Source organism: Vibrio sp. MMH1-50 (genome assembly GCF_022347645.1).
GTDB lineage: Bacteria > Pseudomonadota > Gammaproteobacteria > Enterobacterales > Vibrionaceae > Vibrio > Vibrio harveyi.
Genome location: NZ_JAKRGG010000009.1, coordinates 73099 through 94876 on the forward strand (window position 1 = coordinate 73099; position 21778 = coordinate 94876).

The window sequence follows — 21778 nt, forward strand, 5'->3', positions numbered from 1 at the left end:
ATCCGTTACCCTTAGCTTAATTCCATTTTGCTTGTAACACTGCAGAAATGACCGACGAATTTAAGAAATCAACCGCGAACCTAAAAAAAGCGGTACCACTGATGATAAAAAACCACGTAGCGGCAACACCAGCCAACTACGCACTGTGGTACACCTACGTAGACAAAACTATCCCAGAGCTGAATCAAGAATTAGATATGGTTCTTGAGAACTATGACGTCTGCCCACCAGCAATGCATAAGCAGCTCTATAACAGCTATGTTGCGAGTAAAGCAGAAACCAGCTTAGAAGAACTCAAAACAAATGTAGAAGTGCTTTTGGGCGAAGTCTCTAGCTCGATGACTGACACGATTACCGACACCTCCTCCTTCTCCGACATGGTGGATAAGAGCTTTAACAAACTAGAAAAAGTTGAAGACAATAGCCTCAGCATCGAAGAAGTGATGAATGTAGTGCGTCAGCTTGTTGCAGAGTCTCGTGAAATACGCCACTCGACGAAGTTCCTAAATAGCCAACTCACAACGGCTAGCGAAGAGATCTCTCGCCTTAAGAATCAGCTAGCAGAAGTGCAGAAAGACGCCTTGTTCGATGGCTTATCCAACCTGTATAACCGTCGCGCTTTCGATAACGACCTGCAAATGCTGATCGATAACAACCAAGCAATGACACTGATCATGTTGGATATCGACCACTTCAAAGCATTCAATGACAACTACGGTCACCTATTCGGAGATACCGTAATCAAAGCCATTGCTCGTCGACTGCAACAAAGTTGTCGTGACGGCATCAGTGCTTATCGCTTTGGTGGTGAAGAGTTTGCCCTTATCGTACCAAACAAGTCACTGCGAATCGGTCGACAATACGCTGATACGCTTCGTCGAATGATTGAAAAGCTGCGTGTTCGTGACAAACGTTCAGGGAGCCAAGTACAAAGCATCACCGCCTCTTTTGGTGTTGCAGAATTTGAAGTTGGTGACACGCTCGATAGCATCGTAAACAAAGCTGATAAACAATTGTATGAAGCGAAACAACTCGGTCGTAACCGCGTAATGCCGCTTTAACACAGTCAAAACGAACAGGCGAAAGCCATTCAAACTGGCTGAAAATATAAACAAAACCCCAAGCAAGTGCTTGGGGTTTTGTCTTTCTTGGGCTGGCTCGTTATTCTCTGTACTTCTTAACTCATTAATCAATGCTATAGCAGTAGCTTAAGAAGTAATCGTCGCCATTTTTCGCGGTGTACTCTTTGTCTTCACTGCACGCCATTGGCTTTCCTTTCTTATCGCCTTTGATTAAGCTGATCCAATGACGCATCGCGGTTGGTGCATTACCAATTAGCTCAGGGCTAAAGGTAGTACGCGTTTCCAGTTGGATGTCGTCAATGTCCATCAACTCCACACAACCCGTACCTTTGTGACAACCGAACATTACTTCAACGTGACTGCCTGATTCATCTTTGAATAGGATCGATTTTGGATCTTCTTTCTCTCCTGTGTACGCCACAAAATGCTTTGGACTTTTCAGACCACTGTGTGTGCCGTCCTTGAAGTACGCCATTACGTGTCTGTAGTCGATCACGTAGCTTGATACATCTTGGTGTGACCCACTCTCCAATGGGAACATACGGTCCAGTAGTTGCTTCGCCTTAACTTGCTTCTCGCTCTGCTGCTCAGCACTTACCGCCTCGACGGCAAATACGGCTTCAGCGATAAATGGGCGTTCTTGTTGTTGGATGTCTTTTTTATCGAAGTTCAGCATATTCATCGTCGTTTCCTCGCACTTAAACACTCTTCCTAGAGTAAAAACTTAAAACCTCTGTTTAAGTTTCAGGCAAATCTGTGAAGTTGATGGTTAATTTCCTTGCCTGCTCATTATGTAGACTAGCGAAATATTGACTACAATTTCACAACAAAAATTTTACAATGTGAATTTTACAAAATGTCTGTGTCAAAAAGTCTTATCCGCCAATCTCACTTCTTAGGAACGAAAATTCGTAACCTAAGGAAGAACAACCATTTAACGATGGAAGATTTGTCTGCGCGTTGCGTTAGGATTAATCCTGAATACGCTCCGTCAGTTTCTTACTTATCCATGATCGAACGTGGAAAACGCGTTCCGAGCATTGATATGTTGGAAGTGATTGCCGAAGTTTTCCAAAAAGAACCCGCTTGGTTTTTGGACGATGAACCAGAGCTAGAAGCCATTACCCCCAACAAAGGTAATCGTGGTGGCATCAACGGAATGGCGCTCGAACCAAGCTTTTTATTCTCTAACGACATCCTACAAATCGCGATACCGGAAATGCTCTCTCAAACCGGCATCACGGGGCGTCAGTTCGCTCATCTCTTGATTCGAGCGCATCAAGAGAACCACCAAAACCACTTCCCGGACTTAGAACGAGCTGCAGAAGAGGTCGGCTTAAAACGTCTTAATCTTTCGGTAGAGGATCTGATTGATATTGCGAAAAGCATGGGATTGGATATTCGCTGGGTAGACCGCGCGCCACAAGATGTGATTGATGAACTCGGTGTGAGTGCCAAGCAGTTGATCACCTCGTTTATGGAAGCACCAGGGACCATCTACCTCAACAAGCGCATGCGAGACTACCCGACTCGATTGAAGTACGACTTAGCGGTATACATTGGGCACCGAGTGCTGCACAGCAGTGACGGCATGAATAACGTGTTGTCGATTGGTCACCAGAATAACTGGGAACAAAGCGGTTCGCAGGTTTCTAACTCTGAACTCAACTCACAAGATATTTTACAAGCGTGGCGCGATTTCGAGTCGAGTTTCTTTGCTGGGGCGTTGTTGTGTCCGAAAGTGCCATTTCGTCAGTTACTTGACCGCTCTGGCTATGAAATTGATGTTCACAAAAAAGCGGGCGTCTCGCCTTCTGTCGCGATGCGCCGCATGACGGTAGTGTCGCCATACCCACACTGGCATTACTTTGATGCCTATGGTCCAGGCAAACTGAAAGCCGTATATCGCGGTAATGGTATCCCTCTGCCTTGGGGGAACATGCGTAAAGTCAATGACCCTTGTCAGCACTGGGCGGTATTCCGCCGCTTATCACAACCGCTGGACACCAGCTCGGCGCAAATTTCGATTCTTAACGTCGGTAACGAACCCCGCATCTATTGCTGTGAATCGGTCAACGTATTTGACCCTGCAGGTAATAATCGCGTTCTGTGTGCAGGTATTGACCTCAATCCAGCGATTTCAGCCCAAGGTGGTGATGCGATTGCGATTGCTGAAGAGTTGAAGTCACTGTGTGTGTCTTCCGGTGGTAGTACTGTGATTCCACAGCACATCAAGAAAGATCTCACAACGATTGCCAAAATTCTCAACATCAATTGGATCGAACGAGGGATTCAAACTCAAGCAAGATTGATTTGTTCAAGAGGAGCAGTGTGTCCAAGGCAACCAAGTTGTTATAACAAGTGTGGCGAATCAGATGATTCGGGCGATGAGAGGCAAATTATTGAACTCTAAAAAGAAAAAACGCCAATCACAATGAGGTGATTGGCGGTATATACTTGTGAACAATGTGTATTCACTAACAACGTCAGTTGGCTAGGTGACCCTCGGCTTAATAAGGGTCACTCTGTATAAAGCACGATGCGTGCCAACTTTTAAAACTGCGTTTTTTCTTCGATCTTGATGCATATTGATGATTTATTAACCACACATTTTGCAAATCGCATTTGCAAAATGCAAACAACTGCAAAATATGCCACAACATGCATTGCTACTAATCCCTTTATCAGCAATGTCCTTTCTTAGTGATAAGAACGGCTTAAATGAAAAAGCCTCGCTAAGTGTGCGAGGCTTTCCGTTTAACTGTTTTAAGCGGGTGCTATACCATTCGTTTTAGCCGCCATAGTGTTTCTGTTGATACATTCGCTCGTCGGCGATTTTCATCATTTGCTGAGATGAAATCATTTCAGGGTCAAACATCGCGTAACCCATGCTGGTTCGCAGGTATATCAATTCTTCTTCATAGATCACCGGCGTTGAACACAAGGCAAACCTCAGTTTTTTCAACAACGCTTGAATGTTTTCTTCAGTCTTAGGGTTATGCACGATGATAAGAAACTCGTCGCCCCCCATTCGCGCCACAATATCTGATCGGCGCAATGTGCTTTTGATTCTTTCTGCACACGCCACCAACACCTTGTCCCCTGCGTCATGCCCATAGGTATCGTTAATATGCTTAAAATGATCGAGGTCGATGTTAACCAAGGCAAAGCTATAACGCTTTTTATAGCGCTTGGCGATCTCAAACTGCTGTTGATAAGACTTCATAAAGTAACGACGATTTGGCAGCTGAGTAAGCTCATCATGCAATGCACGGCTGTCCGCTACAATGTATAGGCGATAAATAACAATGAGCGCAATGCTCAAAGCAAGCACGATCGGATAGCCAACTAAACGCGCCATTTGTAATACATACCAAGGCACTTGTTGTTCTAACTCACCATTGGAGTACACCGCCAGACTCCAGCCACCATATGGGAAGAACACTTGCTCTTTGGCATAAATGTCCTCTTCTCTTCCCGGATTGCCAAAGATAACATCACCTAGCTCACCGCCACTGTCGTAGCCACGCATCGTCATTTGATATTGGTAAGAAAAATCAATGACACCCGTTTCTCTCAACAAACCATTGAAATCGATCACCGCACTAATAACGCCCCAATAGTCTTTATTAGTCGGAGGATCGCGGAACACAGGAACACGCACAATCAACCCTTTACCACCTTGTACAAGCTCGACAGGACCGGCGATAAATATCTCTTCAATGTCTTTGGCTTTTTGTACCTGAACCCATTGAGTAGGCACGCTACGATAATCAAGACCAATCACACGTTCATTGCCCTTTCGAGGGTATATATAACCGACGACATCATTTTCTGCGATGCCAATAACAGTAATGTGATTACTTTTGCTTAAGATACGATTCGCCGCCAAATTCAGCTTGTGTGTTTCGCTGTTCGGCAGCAATGTGATAAGCGTAGCCAGAGTGCTGGCTTTATATATGTCAGCCATCAGTTCCGCTTCCAAATTGGAACGGAGCATAGAAAGTTGTTCTTTGGCCTCAACTTGAACTCGCTCTCGGTGCAGACTGAGCTGATTTTGGTGTAATAGCTCAATAACTCCAACGCACAGGGCAAAAAAAGTGAGGAAGAACAATGCAAAGTAACCTTGCTTCTTCGGTGAGTACCGCATCTGTTCCCCACTAACTCATGGCAAACCAAGAGTTTTCTTTATTTATTGTTAAAATACTTATTTACTAAAAGAATAACCAATAGCCATCGTAAAGGTAATAAATATTTGTTCATTTTATAAAAGAGAAAGGTAAAGTGAGATGCAGGTACAAGGCGATTTATTCAAAAGCTCATTTTGGCAAGAAGTAGCACAAGGCAAGATCTACCATGATCCTCACTTTCTGAGTCATTCAGAAGCCGACCATTACTTTTCCCAATTGCGAACAACCCTACCTTGGCAACAAGAAAGCATCATGATGTTTGGTCGCTCAGTTCTACAACCTCGTTTGCAAGCATGGCACGGCGATGCAGCGTACACCTACTCCGGGCTCACAATGGTACCTCACCCTTGGACCACAGAACTTAGTGATCTCAAAGGACGCTGCGAAACCATTGCAGACGTTTCGTTCAACTCAGTATTGGCAAACCTGTATCGCAATGGACAAGATTCAATGGGCTGGCACCAAGACAACGAACCAGAATTGGGAAGAAACCCGATTATTGCGTCGATTAATTTGGGGGAAACTCGTCGGTTTGTGCTAAGGAATTTACATTGTAAAACCCAAATAGAGTATGAACTCAGCCATGGTTCACTGCTTATCATGGCAGGTGAGCTTCAGCACCATTGGAAGCATGCTGTCCCAAAAACTGCAAAAACCAAAGGAGAACGCATCAACCTAACGTTCCGCCATATCGTGACTAACTATTGACTGAGCCATTACATACCGATAAAGCATTGATGGTAGGTTTGAATTCTGGCTTTCTAACGGAATGTGTATATGCGTATCAAACCTCTCAGCTTAGCCGTGTTGCTCTCATGCTCACTGGTTTTTCAGGCGCAAGCCTCTCAAGAGTCTCCAGCTTTGACCTATTCACAATCTGCTCAGTTGATCAAAAGTACCTATGAGTCACAGCTCTATACCTTACCAGCGTTTCGAGAAGGGCATTTCGGTCTTCGTATGTACCGCCAAACTTTGGATGATAAATACTTACCTGCGGTATGGACTGACATGGCGCAAGTTGCCAGCCGTTTAAATCGCTTTGCCAGCGATGTCACCACACCAGAACAGATTTTTCTGTATTCAGAGGAACGTTTAGCCAGCTACCATGACGACGAAGACGAGCGCGGGCAGCGCCGTTATACCGTTACCAAACATCAACCAGAATACTTGTATTTAGGTGTTGATTTACTTGGCGCAATGGCACGAGCCGATGAGTATGGTTTAAAACATAAGCAAGACAAAACGCTGAGAAGCATACTAAAACGTTATGACTTTGCTCGTTACGCCACTGACCCCGCCATGATTGAGGCTTGGGCAGCTCAGTTGGCGAATCAGGTTTATTGGTTGCGTCAACTCGGCGAGCAAGATGTCGTTAAAGCGTTTACAGATGCATTCCGAAGCACCTACCCAGATAGCCTAGATAAGAAGCTCTCACCGCAACAATACGGCAATAAGATCTACGGCATGACACACATCATTTTTGGAGATTCTCAGTACTACCAAAAACAGGTTAACGAAGCCGATCATCAATGGATCTATGACTACTTTCGCGACAACATAGACACCATCATTCTCCGTTCAAAAGAAGATGTGATTGCTGAAGTCGGCATTACTTTCTTGTTGGCTGGTTTGGATAACGATCCGGTTGTTGAAAAAACGCGTCAAGCGATTCAAAGCGCCCTTAATACTGAGCAAGGCATGATCCCTTCTGTGGATGGTGAGTTCGACCTAACTTATGGTGAACACCGTAATGTCCTCGCGATCATGCTGTTAGATTGGCAAGGAGTGCATCAAGCACCGACGGTAAAAAACCAACCACAAGCGTTTAGTTCAGTACCATACGGATTGGTACCCAAGTCGTAATCAACCTTACTGAATCTAGTTTGAGATCAGGAAGCAGAGCTAAACACTCTGCTTCTTAAGCATTTGCTCGTAGCGAACCAAGCGAAAATCTTGAAATCCTTGCATCACGCTCCGGATCATTGGGTTCTCAAAAAATTGCCGGCTGGTTCCTGTGTAGAAAGTGATGCAATGACTTGAACAACATCGTTCTAAAAAACAATCTTCCATAAACTGATTCAAGCTATGATCCCGAATCGGGAAAAACACCATCAAATCTTTACTAATTTCAGCAATATGATTGAGTAATTGAGTTCGAATTGACTTGGTCAAAAATACAACGCTGACCAAGTAAATGGCGTTATTCTTCTGTTCATACACCACATGTCCAATCAGCATTTTTTGGTAATAGAAACAGTAGATTTTAGGTTGATGAAGCTCAAGCTCATTCAGAGTTTCGACAAGCTCGTTCCCATTCAAACGTTGATGGGAATCCATAACCAATGATCTATCTTCTCCTTCCAATTTATCCAAAGATACGTGACTGGTATGCGTGATCTCATACTCGTACACCGTACTTAAATTTTGGAAGTTGACCGGATGTTGGAGTGCTTTCTTAACACTCTTCAGCTCTTGAGTATCGTAGTGATATGGTTGCTGAAAGAAATGTGCGATCCCGAGACGTCGCAGTAACGTCGGCTCTATTTTCCTCCTCTCCCACTGGCTCAGCGTTGCTTGATTCAAGCTAGAGAATACACGGTGTGAAGAAGAAAGCAGCTCCGCCAAACTGTCTTGTGAGTATTTATATTTCTTTCTAAAGTGCTTCAATGCATCAGCAAATTGAAGTCGGTCGAACTGCATTTTTTCTCCTAGCCAAACGCCGTTAGTTTCGAAAATATGTATATTTACACACCAAATCTTGATTCTGTACGTCAATCACAATTCAACTCAAAATACCCGTATTACACGACGTTATCTGTAACGCCTTCGGGGTAATTCGCATGCAGTGGAGAAGCTTCTTGTTCAAAACCAACGCGACTGCCCCTCGGAATCACGACTAATCCACCATCCGTAATGTGAAAACGTTCTTTGTCTCTCTCCGGCTTTTCCCCAATCACGGTACCCGGAGCAATCTGAACATCTTCTTCAATGATAGTACGTGTAATGCGACTATTTTCTCCAATTTTGCACCGTCCCATTAATACGGACTCGTGCAGAATACTGTTTTTACCCAGCTCACAATCCACACCAATGACTGAGCGAATTGAACACGCCCCCTCAATATGGCAACCAGAAGCAATATAGCTGTCCTTAACGCGGACTTTGATCCCTTCAATATCGCAATATTGGCTTGGTCGTTGCGATTCAATTTGTCGGCTCAGCAACGCACTGGTAGATGGTTTGCTAGTATCACTTTGTTCCGCCAGCATCATCATTTGTAGTCGCCAATAATCATCAATGTTATTGACGTTGTGCCAGTACATAGGCGCTTGCTTTGCGTCAATCTCGCCGAGGTCAAACAACACGGTTTTTACTCTACGCGCAAGCAGTGCAACGATGTCCTTGGTCAAATCATGCTGACCATCCAGCTTCTTGGCATTATTGAACAAACCTTTGACCAACACGGGGCGCTGAAAGAGGTAATTTTCCGTTAATACCATAGCAAAGCCTGGTTTGTTTGGAATTTCTGCTGGAATTGGGGGCTGGTGTTGAATATCAATGACTTGACGGTGTTCATCTAACTCAACGACATGATACTGAGACGCTTGTGCGACAGGAACCTGAGCCACAACTAACGTGAGTTCGGCATTTTGGATTTGATGGTAGTGCAACAAAGAAGAAATGTAATTGCGATGGATTTGCTCACCACCGACCAACAAGACATGTTCATCGGAGGGTCGATTGATGACATCTAAATGCTGCAATAAAACATCAGTCCAATTCTGTTGCAGCTTAGGTAATAACTTAGCTTGAGAATAAATGGGTTCGAGCACTTCGATTCTCGATTTGTAGTGCTGCCATGCATGCTTAAGGTGAGCAACTAACGGTGCGCAATAAAAACGACTGAGGACAAGATTACGCTTTATTCCTGCTTGAATGAGGTTGGTTAGCGAAAAATCAATTAAACGGTGAGAACCTACGAAAGGTGTGATGGATTTACAGCATGTTTGAGTGAGTGGACCTAGCCCTGTCCAACCTTTATCGGTTAATACTACCGATACGACTTTTGACGTCACGTACGACTTCCTTATTCTATTAATAAATTAGAAAGTAAATGCAAACCGTACGCAAGCACTATTCAATCCTGATGTGAATTTACTCAATAATGAATATTGTCGAGCAATAGCCTACCTAATATTTAACCTAGCTCTCATTCAAATAATTTATAAAATAAAACCCGCCGAAGTGGCGGGTTTTGAATGGCTGTTTATGTGGAGGCGTTCCTTATAACGAGATAAAGATACCTGCTAAACACGCACTCATTAAGTTCGCTAATGTACCAGCCGCTACCGCTTTGAGACCCATGTTCGCTACATCTTTACGACGTTCTGGAGCCATCACACCGATAGAGCCAAGTTGAATTGCAATAGAACCGATGTTCGCGAAACCACACAGCGCAAACGTGATGATCACTTGTGTGTGTTCAGTCAGCGTTGCTTTATGTTGTACGAAGTCGATGAATGCAACAAATTCGTTCATTACGATTTTCTGACCGATGTAAGAACCTGCCGCTAATACTTCGTGACCCGGAACGCCGATTAACCAAGCGAGAGGGGCAAATAGGTAGCCAAAGATCGCTTGTAGCGTGATGCCCGCAAAGCCGAACATTTCGCCTAGGTTTTCCAGACCCGTGTTCACCATTGCAATCACACTCACAAATGCGATCAGCATCGTACCTACCGCAACCGCAACTTTCATACCGCCCATCGCGCCGCTTGCTAGCGCGTCGATCACGTTGCTCTCTTCAGACTTATCCAATTCGATGTTGTTGTAATCGCTTGGCGTTTGACGCTCTGGCACAATGATTTTTGCCATCAACAGGCTACCTGGAGCAGCCATGAAGCTCGCTGCGATTAGGTATTTCAGCTCTACACCTAGACCTGCGTAACCACCTAGTACACTACCTGCGACTGACGCCATACCACCAGCCATTACCGCGAACAGTTCTGAACGAGTCATGTTTTGCAAGAAAGGACGGATAAGAAGTGGCGATTCGCCTTGAGAGAGGAAGATGTTACCGGTTGCAACAAGAGATTCTGCTTTGCTGGTCCCCAAGAACTTTTGGATGGCACCACCGATAAATTGAATCACTTTTTGCATGATACCCAAGTAGTAAAGGGCAGAGATAAGAGCGCTGAAGAAGATGATGATAGGAAGAACGCGAACCGCGAAGATGAAACCAGTAGAAGCGAGGTCACCGAAGAGGAACTTGATGCCTTCATCGGCAAAACTCAATAACCCAGCGACACCATTGCTCAAACTGGCTAACGCCGCTTGTCCCCAAGGGAAGTAGAGCACCAAGGCTGCGAAACCCATTTGAAGCAGCAATGCTCGAGACACGGTTTTCCAATTGATTGAAGAACGGCTCTCTGACAGCAGGAACGCACAACCTAATAGTGCAACAATACCAAATAGACTAAATAGAACACTCATGAATCGGACCTACTTAACGTTGAAAAAGAAAGGAATGCCAAAAGCATTGGCAGAAGAAAGGGACAACGCATCGAGTGACAACGCACTCGTAGATCCAAATTGAAGGAAGAACGGATAGTTCGACATCTTATTTTTACCTTATACAAGCAATTGAACGTAGCTGGTCCGGTCCGTGGGGTCATTCACTGCTGGAGAGCTCTCGACTCTTCCTGCTCCATGTGACGGCTTGTATGGGTAAGGGTCCTGAACAACGAACCCTAATTCCCGCTTAAACGGGTCGCAAGTATAGCCAACAAAAAGAGATATTCATCACATTTATTTACGCAAACGTTCAAGCGTTCATAATTTAAGCAAAGATGCTATTTTGTGGTCATACTTGTAGGGAAAATAGGGGTATTAGGAGGGTGACCAATAGTGAAATCACCAAAAATGAACAATAAATGTCCAATCGAACACCAAAGACCAAAAATGAGCAATTTTGCTCTCGCCAATCTATGGATTTTGGATATACAATTTGGAACGCTTCATTTCGAAGCCTCTGTGTATTCAGAGCATCATGATGCCGAGATGGTGAAATTGGTAGACACGCTAGCATGAGGTGCTAGTGCCTTAGGTGTGAGGGTTCGAGTCCCTCTCTCGGCACCATTCCTTTCTTTCAAAGAATTTAGAGTGTAATGCAAAGTTCTAAACAGGCAAAACAGTCCGCTGACGCTAATCAATTACTTAGCGAGCTTGCGGTGCACGCCTTATTACACCTGCACTTCAAAATCCACGCATCATCGCGAATTCTTCCTCTTAAAGAACGTAACGACCTACTGCAAAAATGGCTTAAGCCTAAGCTCAAAAGTAATCGCTACAAACTGATTAAAAAGCCATTAAAGTCTCTGACTCAACAGGCAAAAGGGGAAAATGGCAATCTAGAAGCTTTACTTGAACGTTGTGTAGGTGCCGATAAACCTAGTAACCCACAACCTCACCTCGATAGCTACCTACTGCTGATCAACGAAGTCGAGAAGAAATTGGGTACGACGGTTCTGCTTTCTCGTCCTGAAGATGTCGATTTATCCCACGACCAACATGGTTGTTTGCTATGTGTTCTGTCTGATAACTTAAACCAACACTTCGACGATAATAACGCCTTAATCGCACCTATTTCGATGCTTTTCCGTGGACCTATGAGTCAACGTTCTCTGTTCTTAGGTAGTATTTATGCCAGCAATACCTTCAATTACGAAGTGCTGTACCAAGACGAGCAGTTTGTGCGAATCACGCTGGATTTAGCATAACTCGACACCCAGATGAGTTAAAAAAGCCGCGAAGTTCGCGGCTTTTTGCTTAATTAACGTTTATCAATCTCTGACGTATCGACAACCCGAAGAGTTCTCAATCCAGTTCGCGGAAACGAGCCGTAAAGTGGCGAAGTACTGGAGGTTCGTATTCAAACGTCAATCCTTTTAGTTCATCAGCACGATTCTTCAACTCGATGATCGCATCGGCGATGTAATCCATGTGATCGTTGGTGTAGACACGACGTGGAATGGTCAAACGCATCAACTCAAGTTCTGAAGCTTTTTGTTTACCCGTTTCCGGATCTCGACCAAGCAACAGTGAGCCAATCTCTACCGCACGAATGCCTGCCTCTAAATACAAGGCATTACACAGCACCTGTGCAGGGAATTGATCCGCGGGGATATGCGGTAAGATCTTCGCCGCATCAACGAAGACAGCATGACCACCTGTTGGGTATTGAATTGGAATACCCCCTTCGCGTAGACGTTCACCCAAATATTGTACTTGGCTAATACGGTAGTGAAGATAGTCTTCATCCGCACCTTCATACAACCCGCGAGCCAAGGCTTCCATATCACGACCCGCCATACCACCGTAAGTGACAAAGCCTTCCATCGGTACACATCGTGTTTGAACCGCTTGGAAAAGCTCTTGATGATCGCGAATACAACACATACCACCAATGTTCACCATCGGGTCTTTCTTCGCAGACATAGTGAGCATGTCGCCGTACTGGTACATCTCGCGAATGATTTCGAGAATCGATTTGTTCTCATAACCCGCTTCACGCTGCTTGATAAAGTAAGCGTTCTCACAGTAACGAGCCGAATCAATCACCACAGGGATGTCGTACTTGGTTGCGATTTCGTACACGCTGCGCATATTTTCCATCGACACAGGCTGACCACCAGAGCTGTTACACGTTACCGTCGTGATGATCGCACAGATATTGTTAGAACCGTGTTCTTCAATCGTTGCCACCAGCTTATTGAGGTCAAAATTACCCTTCCAGTCGTATGGTGTGGTGGTATCAAACGCTTCTTCCGTCACCACGTTAATCGCTTTACCGCCATTGAGTTCAATGTGACCCGCAGTGGTATCGAAGTGGTAATTCGAGATAAATACGGGCGTTTCACCACCGCGAACCTGACGCATACGCTCAATCAAAGCTGGGAATAGAATTTGCTCCGCCCCGCGACCTTGGTGCGCTGGCACAGTAAGCTTGTAACCAAAGAAATGCTCCACCGCATCGCACAAGTTGTAATAGTTACGACTGCCAGCATAGGACTCATCGCCCATCATGATGCCTGCCCACTGATTGTCACTCATAGCACCAGTGCCAGAGTCGGTCAGCAGATCGATGTAGACATCATCACTACGAAGAAGAAATGGGTTAAAGCCCGCTTGTTTAAGGGCAACTTCTCGGTCAGCCAAGGTCGTCATTTTGATTGGCTCAACCATTTTGATACGGAACGGTTCCGGGATACGTTTCATTGTTAATTTCCTTATACGCACGACCCTACGCACTTAAGCGTAAGATTAAAAACAAACTGATAAATTGCTTTTCAATGCGGGAGCATTGAGGAAATTAACGTGCAGAAATTTTGCTAAGAAGAGACAAGCAGTAGTCTAGGTTGTACCAGAACGACAGCACCAAACGGCTATCGAGAATATCCTTAATTCTCATCGTCTTCGTCCTCCTGATAAAAAGAAAAGCCAGAAACCCCATGTCTCTGACCTTTTCAATATAGTGCAGTTTTCAACCAAATTTCAGTGAAGCTTACCTCATTTTACGAAGGTCTCACCCTTTTCATTCTGCGTTTGATGTTGTTCTCTTTGACCATGTAGTCGAACAAAGGAGCAAACAAGTTGGCAAACAGAATCGCTAACATAATGCCTTCCGGATAGGCGGGGTTGAGTACACGAATAAATATCGTCATCACACCAATCAAGATACCGTAAGCCCACTTACCACCGTTAGTGAACGCAGCGGATACTGGGTCTGTCGCCATAAAGAAGGTACCAAACGCAACACCACCAATCACAAAGTGCCAGTAAAACGGCATAGAGAACATAGGATTAGTATTCGAGCCAATCGCATTAAGCAGTAGCGATGTCACAGCTAAACCCACAAAGACCCCAGCAACAATTCGCCACGAAGCGATCTTCATAAAGATCAGCACCAAACCTGTGAGCGCAATCAACAAGGTCGAAACTTCCCCCATTGAACCCGGAAGGTTACCAACAAATGCGTCCATCCATGAGATTGGTTGGCCCGTCATGTTGTTCGTCAAAGCACTTTGACCACCTTCATACCATTGGCTCAGCGGTGTAGCGCCAGAGTAACCACCTGCCGCAACCCAAACAGCGCCGCCAGACATGTTAGCGGGATAAGCAAAGTACAAGAACGCGCGCCCAGCCAATGCTGGGTTTAGGAAGTTACGCCCCGTACCGCCGAAGATTTCTTTCGCCACTACGATGCCAAAAGTGATACCCAACGCGGCTTGCCACAATGGGATGGTAGGCGGGAGAATTAAAGTAAAAAGAATAGAGCTGACAAAGAAGCCTTCATTCACTTCATGTTTACGAACGATAGCAAACAGCACTTCCCAGAACCCACCAACCACAAACACAGTCGCGTAGACAGGCAGAAAGTACGTGGCGCCGACAAGCATTTTACTTGCCCAACCCGCTTGGCTTGCGACTTCTACCGAACCCCAAACCCAGCTTAGCCCCCAAGAGGCATCAATGGCTTGCTGCGCTGCCACTTGGTCAAGGACATAGAGCAGAGCGTTGCTGGATTGTTGCCCTATGTTGTACATGCCCCAGAACATCGCAGGGAAAACGGCTAGCCACACCATGATCATGATGCGCTTTAAATCGATGCTGTCTCGAACATGGGTAACGCCATGATTCACTTTCCCCGGCGTATAAAAAAGGGTTTCAACAGCTTCGAAGAGTGGGTAGAACTTGTGATACTGGCCTCCTGGTTCAAACTTTGGTGAGACCTTTTCAAAATAATGCTTCAGACTCATAACGTCTCCTCCTCTAAAGAGTATTACGAATAGCCATCGAAAGGCGATCGTTTTTAACTCTTTCATCTTTCCGATACGTATCTATGAGCTGTTACGGAATGCCTCGTGATTATGTAAACCGTGAAAGTCGTGCTTATACTCAATCAATAACAAAACAACGGAGTGAATTATGAAGTTAAGGATGATGTGGACGGCTGTTTTGGTGTTATCTGCCCTGCCATTTGCAACCAGCACATTTGCAGTCGACAAACAAATGTCACCAGCTTTGAAGAAGAAAATGCAAGCCATCTGCAGCTCACAAGGTGGTGTACCAGGTGGTTGGCAGATTGCGAAAGTTACACCAGATGCGGAGCGCTCACTCAGTATGATTCTGCATCAAATGAACGCGACGGATAAGCTAAAACAAATCAATGATGTGAGAACTCAAGTCGTTGGCGGCATACACTACGCGATGGAGTTTGAACTCAAAGACGGGCAAGTGTGGAATGCGATTGTGTTGCACAGCGCCCGCGGCGATTACATGATCGAAAGACACGCCAAGAAGGGCGAACTTTGCCCTAAAGAAGGCGAGTCATAAAGGCTCTTCCAAATACAGCAAAGGCGACAGTTTAGTCGCCTTTGTTATTTTCTGGTTTAGCAACAGCTTCAAACGCTCGTGTAAACTGATAACTCATAATCTGAGGTCGAATCAAATCGCATGCTAAATCAGAAGCATCATGCTTGGTAATTGGTAAATGTTCCGATAGAACCTCTTTGGACTCTTTATCAACCGTTTGAAAAGATTCAACAATTCTTAGAGGAACGTGAAACTGACGATCTCTCACAAGAAAGAAATAGTATTGGAGATGCTCGCCATACGTCGCTGCGTTGTTAATCTCGCTACCAATTTTTACCGCTTCAACACGACTGCCTTCACAATCAAATTTAAACACATTGGTAATTTCTGTTTCCATAGAGCCTGGGACATAGACCACATAGTCAACACTGAGATCATGACTAACTAATACATAACTCTCGTCGCGCTCGTGCAGTTGATACGCAAAAGAATAAAATGCACTACAAAGCAAAATGAGCCCCAGCGGTGTCCTCATTCGGTCTTCCACTCATTTATGACTTTACGTACGAGACTCGTCTTAGCATCGGTATATTTTTCGATGGTAATTTCAGCTTGCTTCACCAAAGAAAACTTCAGAGCTAAGTACTCACTTCTAAGCTCAGCATTTCCATTTAGTCTATCTCGAAATTGAATCCAGTCTCGCCACAACTGTCCTTGATACTGAGTGAGGTGCAGATAGTGTGTTTTGACTTGATAAGAATCATCGGTGAACTTTGCAAAGACAATCTCATCTTGCTTTTCCACTTTCAAGCGCAGAAATCCAACACTTTTCAGTGCATCAATCAGCTTTGGAGAAACATGAGGAAAGTGCTCAATACCTAGCACAATATCGATAATGGGTTTGGCAGGCATATCCAAAATAGCAGTCCTGCCAATATGCTCGATTTGAGTTGGCGGAATCTCCGTCACTAACGCCAGTTCAGATCGGCTGCGTGCAAACTCCTGTCGCCATGCAGGGTCATGTTTAACGACGTCGACTTTGTGATTGGCTAAACCTAATTTCATCCATCCCTCTCCTAATAAACCCAAATATCATAAGAAGGAAATTATCCAATCACCAAAGTAAAAGCCAAACTTCCGGCACACCCGACAATAATCACCCAACAAATAGAGTCATCTCTGGTGTACTTTTGGTTTGGCTTTCTACTGTTAAACCGTCTCGGTTTTCGCCTCTATCTTCTCATTCACTTTATCGCAAATGTACTCCCCAATCGGCATTGCTGATGTCGCTGCGGGAGAGGGGGCGTTGCAAACGTGTAGGCTTCTTGCGCTCTCGGCAAACAAAAAGTCATGAACCAAAGTGCCATCGGATAACACTGCTTGCGCGCGAATACCCGCAGGATATGGTTTGAGGTCTTCGACCTTGATGCTTGGGCAGTACTTATTGACCAGTTTGAGATAGCCCGGCTTCCACCACGAGTTCTTAAACTCATCCAGTCCGGTTTTTAGATGCTTTTGTGTCACCTTCCAGAAACCGGAGAAACTGAGCATTTGCATGGTATCTTTCAAGCTGAAGTTAACCTTGTCGTACCCTTCTCGCTTCCAGCCTTGCACCGCATTTGGACCAACGGTCACACTGCCATCAATCATGCGAGTTAGGTGGACACCCAAGAATGGCAAATCAGGGTCTGGAATTGGATAAATAAGATGGTTCACCACTTGGTCGTGTTTGCTATCTAAACGGTAGTATTCACCACGATAAGGGATGATTTGGAAATCGGTTGGAATAGACATCATCTTCGTCATGCGATCCGCCATCAAGCCGCTGCAAGTGACCAAGAATTTGGCATTGAGCTGCATGGTTTGCCCGTCTGAAATGCAGGTCAATTGGACTTCTTCGTCCTTCTCTTCGGCAGCCACCACTTTAGTTCTCAGGCTAATTTGCCCGCCGAGCTTTTGGAACTCTTCCGCCATCTGCTCAGTAACCAAACGATAATCGACAATACTGGTGGTTTTGACATAAATCGCGCCCAAGCCAGTGATGTTTGGCTCAGCCAGTTTGAGTTGAACTTCATCTAGTAGCTTTACGTCGATGCCGTTGACATGACAGCGCTCATAGAGGGCATTCATGCGTTCGACTTCTTGCTCGTTTGTCGCAACCAGTAACTTGCCACAGTTCTCCACCGGGATATCGTGCTCGGCGCAGAACGAAATGGTTCGCTCTACCCCACGCTTACAAAAATCCGCTTTTAAGCTGCCCGGTGCGTAGTACACCCCAGCATGAATCACGCCGCTATTGTGTCCGGTTTGGTGCTTGGCAAAACCGGACTCTTTCTCAACCAATAAAATGGATTTGTCTGGATGACGTTGCTGCAGTTGCCATGCCGTCGACACACCAACGATACCGCCACCAACAATGATGTAGTCATAGACTGATTTCATACGACCTCTTATAAAACCGATAGTTGAGATTGTTGCAATTTGAACTTGCGACCACTGTAAATGAACACCGCGACAAATACCGCGCAGCTTGCCACACGAACCAACATTGGGATGTCGTGCCAAACCAGCAATGTACCCACCACTACCAACAAGAGACGCGTCAGAATGTTTAGAGGACCTTCCAAGTAGCCTTCAATCGCACCAATCAATGCATAGGTTCCGATGATGGCGAAGAAGCCCACGGTAATTACCGACGTTACATCCCAACTTACTAAGCCTGTGTAAGCAATCAGCAGCGGTACAAGATACAAACCTTTAGCGATTTTCCATGCCATCAAACCGGTGCGCATTGGCGGTGTTTTAGCGATGGTTGCCGCAGCAAATGCGGTCAAACACACTGGAGGCGTTACGTTACTGTCTTGCGATAACCAGAAGATGATGAGGTGAGCAGCCAGCAATGCCAAGCCTACCGCTTCCATACCCAAGCTTTGCTCCAGTAGAGTTTCCATAAAGTCCGCAGGTACTAGCGCCACCATTTCTTTCGCGGTTTCCAACGCCATTGGTGCATTAAGCAGTTCCAACTTTTCTGGCGCCGCCAACATGAAGATGGCTTTTGCTTGTTCTGGCAATTGACCCGACACCATCAATTCAAGCAATTGGTTTTCCGCAATCAACTTGTAAAGCGCAGGGGCGGACAGTGTGCCCAATACAATATACGCCGCTGTTACAGGTAAACCCATACCCAAAACAAGAGAAGCGAGCGCAATCAGAACGATCATGATGAACAAGTCGCCATTCGCCCAGCCATCAATCATCAATGAGAACGTGTTACCGATGCCCGTTGTGCTGATCACGTTGATCACCAAACCAATACCCACCAGTAATACGGCGGTTGTCGCCATGTTTTTCGCGCCTTGCGAAAGTGCTTCGATGATCGCTTTTGGTCCCATCTTGTGATCTTTCGAGAACCAAGACGCCACCACTACTGAAATGATCGATAAGCCAGCAGCGTAAGTTGGCGTAAAGCCTTGAACCAGCAAAGTAACCAATACCGCCAGCGGGATAAGGTTGTGCCAACCGCTGATCAACACTTTTAATAGAGATTCATCGCTGGTCGTGATTTTTTGAACGCCGCTACGTTTGGCTTCAATACGCACAAAGAACGCAACAGACAAGAAATAGATAAGGGCAGGGATGAAAGACACCGCGATGATATCGACATAAGGAATTTGTGTGTAAGACGCCATGATGAAAGCACCCGCGCCCATCACTGGTGGCATCAACTGACCACCTGTCGACGCCGCAGCTTCAACCCCCGCTGCAAAGCGCGAAGGGAAACCCGCTTTTTGCATCAAAGGAATACTGATAACACCGGTTGAAACCGTATTTGCCACACTTGAGCCCGATACTGAGCCCATCAAACCAGAGCCAATCACCGCAATAAAACCCGGACCACCAATGATTTTGCCAGCCGCAGCACGTGCCACATTGATGATGTAATCACCAACACCAGAGCGAACGAGAAACGCACCAAACAGAATGAACATGAATACGAAAGTCCAACTGATGCGCGAAATAGAGCCAAACATGCCCTCAGAGGAATAGAAACTGCGGTAGAGCAAGGTTTCCATGCTCAAACCCGGAAAGTGGAAAATACCTGTTGCCCACTTACCCCAGAGCACAACGTAACTGAGACACACCACAATCAGCACAGGAATAAACCAGCCCATGGTGCGTCGAATCAGCTCAATAACAATCAGAATTGCCATGATGGCGAAGACCCAATCGCTGGTCACGAACTTCACACCGCGTTCGTACAGCGCATCTTCGGCATAGGGAATGTAGAGCAAACACGCGACCGCGCCCATAGCAATTAACACATCGATACCGAGTGCAATCTTACTCTGCTTGAGAGAGATATGAGCCGGATACCAAAGCGCACAAATCACCGCAAAGCCAGCAAAGTGGGTCGCGGAAATCCATAACTCTGGTAACGTCGATAAGGTATTAAACCAAATGTGCAAAGCAGACAACACCACGCCAAACACTGTAATTGTGGTGGTTACCCACGGAAAATCAGTGCGCGTGGGCAGCTCAAACTTCTGCAATTCCTTTTCTATTGAGTCGCTCATCTCATACTCCAAGCTCTGGCGGCTTTTTCCATCTTAGAAATCGGTAGGGATAAAATGCCCCGAGCCGAAACTCGGGGCTAAGTAGGCGTTATTTCGCCATTAGATCTGATGGGATTTCGATGCCCATTTCTTTGTAGTAACGCGCTGCGCCTGGGTGAAGAGGCACTGGCAAACCAGCAATCGCTTTCTCAATCGCCATTGCTTTTGTTGCTTTGTGGATGCCTTGTAGGAACGGCAGGTTCTCGTAGATCGCTTTGGTTAGCTGGTAAACGTCTTCTTCCGAGATATCTTCACGAACAGCCAAGAAGTTTGGCTGTGCAATGGTGGTGATCGGTTTATCTAGACCTGGATAGGTGTTCGCTGGGATCTCGTACTTCGTCCATAGGTTGTAGTTACCGTTCGCCTCTTTAATCTGCTCATCGGTAAACGAAAGAATCGAAATGTCTTTACCCAACGCAGCAAAAGCTTGAGTAACCGCACCAACAGGTACACCTGCAGGCGTGTTCATGCCGTCAATGGTACCGTTTTGAAGTGCGCTCGCGCTGCCGCCGTAGCCCATGTAAGCAAGATTGAATTTATCAGGGTCGACCTTCAGACCTTTCATGATTTGGCGACCCGAGTTCTCAGTACCAGAGTTCTTCTTACCGATAGAGAACTTCTTGCCATCTAGGTTGTTCAGGTCAGTCACTGTGCCAGTTTTTGCTAAGTCAGAGCGAACAATAAAGTGCTCAACGTTTTGCCACAGCATAGAGACTGAACGCAGCTGCTCTTGGCGACCGCTCTTCTCATAAGGACCTTCACCAGACCAAGCCCACGCACCATAAAGACCTTGTAGAATCGCGAACTGTGCTTCGTTTTCGTTCAGCAGTTTGACGTTTTCACCAGAGCCCGCAGAGCTGATTGCAGAAAGGGAGAAGTGGTGCTTTGGTGCCAATTTCACTTTGCTTAACGTCGCCAACGCTACGCCCACAGGGTAGTAAGTACCACCTGTCGATGCCGTTGCAAGAATGTAACTACGATCTTCTGCCGCAGCGTTAGCAGCAATACCAAAAGAAGTCACAGCGACAGCCAAAGCTTTTACCAGCTTATTCATTTTCATTATTACTCTCCGTGTAGTCGTTTCACGATTGGGGATTTACATCATGTTAAACCTTTATTAACAACAAATTCTCTAGAGCAATTGAAATGCCAACTTTTAAGTCATTGTATTTATTGACATAAGCACAGAAAGACATCAAAAATGAGCAAAATTATGCTGATTTGATAGCAAAGCGATGAGCAAGATCTTGCTTATTCAAGAGGAGAAGGTTGCACGCCTAGATCGCAAAAGGTTAATAAAATGTGATCAAGACAAAATAAATGCACGATTGGCTGATAAGCAATATTTTGCCGACGTGATTTTGGATTGGACTACAACTAATGAGCGTCTTAACAATAAGAATAAAAAGCTCATCATTCTAAACTGCTCACTTTACCAGCGGAGGTTTATAGCCTAAACGACTACAAATAGCACAAAAATACAGCAAAACAATCCATGTTAATGAAATGAAAAGTCATT

At 45.4% G+C, this 21778-nt stretch carries 18 protein-coding genes and 1 tRNA gene; 7 read left to right on the forward strand and 12 right to left on the reverse strand.

All coding sequences use genetic code 11. From position 1 onward, the window contains the following. The first annotated feature begins 47 nt into the window (after positions 1 to 47). On the forward strand, positions 48 to 1061 hold the full coding sequence (gene gefA, locus MHO32_RS09465) for a diguanylate cyclase GefA (RefSeq protein ID WP_005453351.1): 1014 nt from the start codon (positions 48 to 50) through the stop codon (positions 1059 to 1061). A 124-nt stretch (positions 1062 to 1185) separates the two neighbouring features. On the opposite strand, the gene MHO32_RS09470 is transcribed toward gefA, so the two are convergent. Continuing rightward, entirely contained in the window at positions 1186 to 1764 is a 579-nt protein-coding gene (locus MHO32_RS09470; RefSeq protein ID WP_009696876.1) for a malate synthase, read from the reverse strand. A 174-nt stretch (positions 1765 to 1938) separates the two neighbouring features. Between MHO32_RS09470 and MHO32_RS09475 the strand changes: the two genes are divergently transcribed. Then, positions 1939 to 3495 carry a DUF3612 domain-containing protein gene (locus MHO32_RS09475; RefSeq protein ID WP_009696875.1) on the forward strand — a complete coding sequence of 519 codons (1557 nt, stop codon included), beginning with the start codon at positions 1939 to 1941 and terminating at the stop codon, positions 3493 to 3495. Between the two features lie 378 nt (positions 3496 to 3873). Here the strand turns inward: MHO32_RS09475 and MHO32_RS09480 are convergent, their stop codons facing one another. Next, on the reverse strand, positions 3874 to 5232 hold the full coding sequence (locus MHO32_RS09480; RefSeq protein WP_005453344.1) for a diguanylate cyclase: 1359 nt from the start codon (positions 5230 to 5232) through the stop codon (positions 3874 to 3876). A 139-nt stretch (positions 5233 to 5371) separates the two neighbouring features. Here MHO32_RS09480 and MHO32_RS09485 point away from each other — a divergent pair, with 139 nt between their 5' ends. Then, complete coding sequence (locus tag MHO32_RS09485) at positions 5372 to 5980, forward strand: alpha-ketoglutarate-dependent dioxygenase AlkB family protein (protein ID WP_029789595.1); 609 nt, start codon at positions 5372 to 5374, stop codon at positions 5978 to 5980. A gap of 69 nt (positions 5981 to 6049) precedes the next feature. Continuing rightward, a complete protein-coding gene (locus MHO32_RS09490) occupies positions 6050 to 7135 on the forward strand; it encodes a DUF3541 domain-containing protein (RefSeq protein ID WP_005453339.1) in 1086 nt (361 codons plus the stop codon). 39 nt (positions 7136 to 7174) lie between these two features. Here the strand turns inward: MHO32_RS09490 and MHO32_RS09495 are convergent, their stop codons facing one another. From MHO32_RS09495 to MHO32_RS09505, 3 genes are all read right to left on the reverse strand, one after another. Further along, positions 7175 to 7972: a helix-turn-helix domain-containing protein gene (locus tag MHO32_RS09495; RefSeq protein ID WP_005453337.1), complete on the reverse strand. Its 798-nt coding sequence runs from the start codon at positions 7970 to 7972 to the stop codon at positions 7175 to 7177. A gap of 101 nt (positions 7973 to 8073) precedes the next feature. Further along, entirely contained in the window at positions 8074 to 9348 is a 1275-nt protein-coding gene (locus MHO32_RS09500) for a sugar phosphate nucleotidyltransferase (RefSeq protein ID WP_009696873.1), read from the reverse strand. A 208-nt stretch (positions 9349 to 9556) separates the two neighbouring features. Further along, entirely contained in the window at positions 9557 to 10765 is a 1209-nt protein-coding gene (locus MHO32_RS09505; RefSeq protein WP_005432553.1) for a NupC/NupG family nucleoside CNT transporter, read from the reverse strand. A 561-nt stretch (positions 10766 to 11326) separates the two neighbouring features. On the opposite strand from MHO32_RS09505, the gene MHO32_RS09510 reads away from it, so the two are divergent. Both MHO32_RS09510 and MHO32_RS09515 read left to right on the forward strand, forming a co-directional pair. Next, positions 11327 to 11410 (forward strand) — tRNA-Leu (locus tag MHO32_RS09510). A 29-nt stretch (positions 11411 to 11439) separates the two neighbouring features. Continuing rightward, positions 11440 to 12051 carry a DUF2913 family protein gene (locus tag MHO32_RS09515; RefSeq protein ID WP_009703776.1) on the forward strand — a complete coding sequence of 204 codons (612 nt, stop codon included), beginning with the start codon at positions 11440 to 11442 and terminating at the stop codon, positions 12049 to 12051. 97 nt (positions 12052 to 12148) lie between these two features. Here the strand turns inward: MHO32_RS09515 and MHO32_RS09520 are convergent, their stop codons facing one another. Together MHO32_RS09520 and MHO32_RS09525 are read right to left on the reverse strand one after the other, a co-directional pair. Then, positions 12149 to 13549, reverse strand: a complete 1401-nt coding sequence (locus MHO32_RS09520; RefSeq protein ID WP_005453331.1) for a tryptophanase — start codon at positions 13547 to 13549, stop codon at positions 12149 to 12151. A gap of 296 nt (positions 13550 to 13845) precedes the next feature. Further along, entirely contained in the window at positions 13846 to 15090 is a 1245-nt protein-coding gene (locus tag MHO32_RS09525; RefSeq protein ID WP_239211401.1) for an NADH:ubiquinone reductase (Na(+)-transporting) subunit B, read from the reverse strand. Between the two features lie 169 nt (positions 15091 to 15259). On the opposite strand from MHO32_RS09525, the gene MHO32_RS09530 reads away from it, so the two are divergent. Further along, entirely contained in the window at positions 15260 to 15667 is a 408-nt protein-coding gene (locus tag MHO32_RS09530) for a cystatin (RefSeq protein ID WP_038899451.1), read from the forward strand. A gap of 31 nt (positions 15668 to 15698) precedes the next feature. Here MHO32_RS09530 and MHO32_RS09535 read toward each other — a convergent pair whose 3' ends face one another. The 5 genes from MHO32_RS09535 to MHO32_RS09555 form a co-directional block, all read right to left on the reverse strand. Continuing rightward, positions 15699 to 16193: a hypothetical protein gene (locus MHO32_RS09535; RefSeq protein ID WP_239211403.1), complete on the reverse strand. Its 495-nt coding sequence runs from the start codon at positions 16191 to 16193 to the stop codon at positions 15699 to 15701. After that, positions 16178 to 16711 (reverse strand): GrpB family protein, encoded by a 534-nt coding sequence (locus MHO32_RS09540; protein WP_239211407.1) that lies wholly within the window; start codon positions 16709 to 16711, stop codon positions 16178 to 16180. Before MHO32_RS09540 ends, MHO32_RS09535 begins: the two co-directional genes overlap by 16 nt. A 144-nt stretch (positions 16712 to 16855) precedes the next feature. Continuing rightward, positions 16856 to 18088 (reverse strand): L-2-hydroxyglutarate oxidase, encoded by a 1233-nt coding sequence (gene lhgO / locus MHO32_RS09545; RefSeq protein ID WP_239211410.1) that lies wholly within the window; start codon positions 18086 to 18088, stop codon positions 16856 to 16858. Positions 18089 to 18096: 8 nt separating this feature from the next. Next, a complete protein-coding gene (locus MHO32_RS09550; protein ID WP_009705104.1) occupies positions 18097 to 20220 on the reverse strand; it encodes a TRAP transporter permease in 2124 nt (707 codons plus the stop codon). 88 nt (positions 20221 to 20308) lie between these two features. Next, a complete protein-coding gene (locus MHO32_RS09555; protein WP_005374185.1) occupies positions 20309 to 21319 on the reverse strand; it encodes a TAXI family TRAP transporter solute-binding subunit in 1011 nt (336 codons plus the stop codon). Between the last annotated feature and the right edge of the window lie 459 nt (positions 21320 to 21778).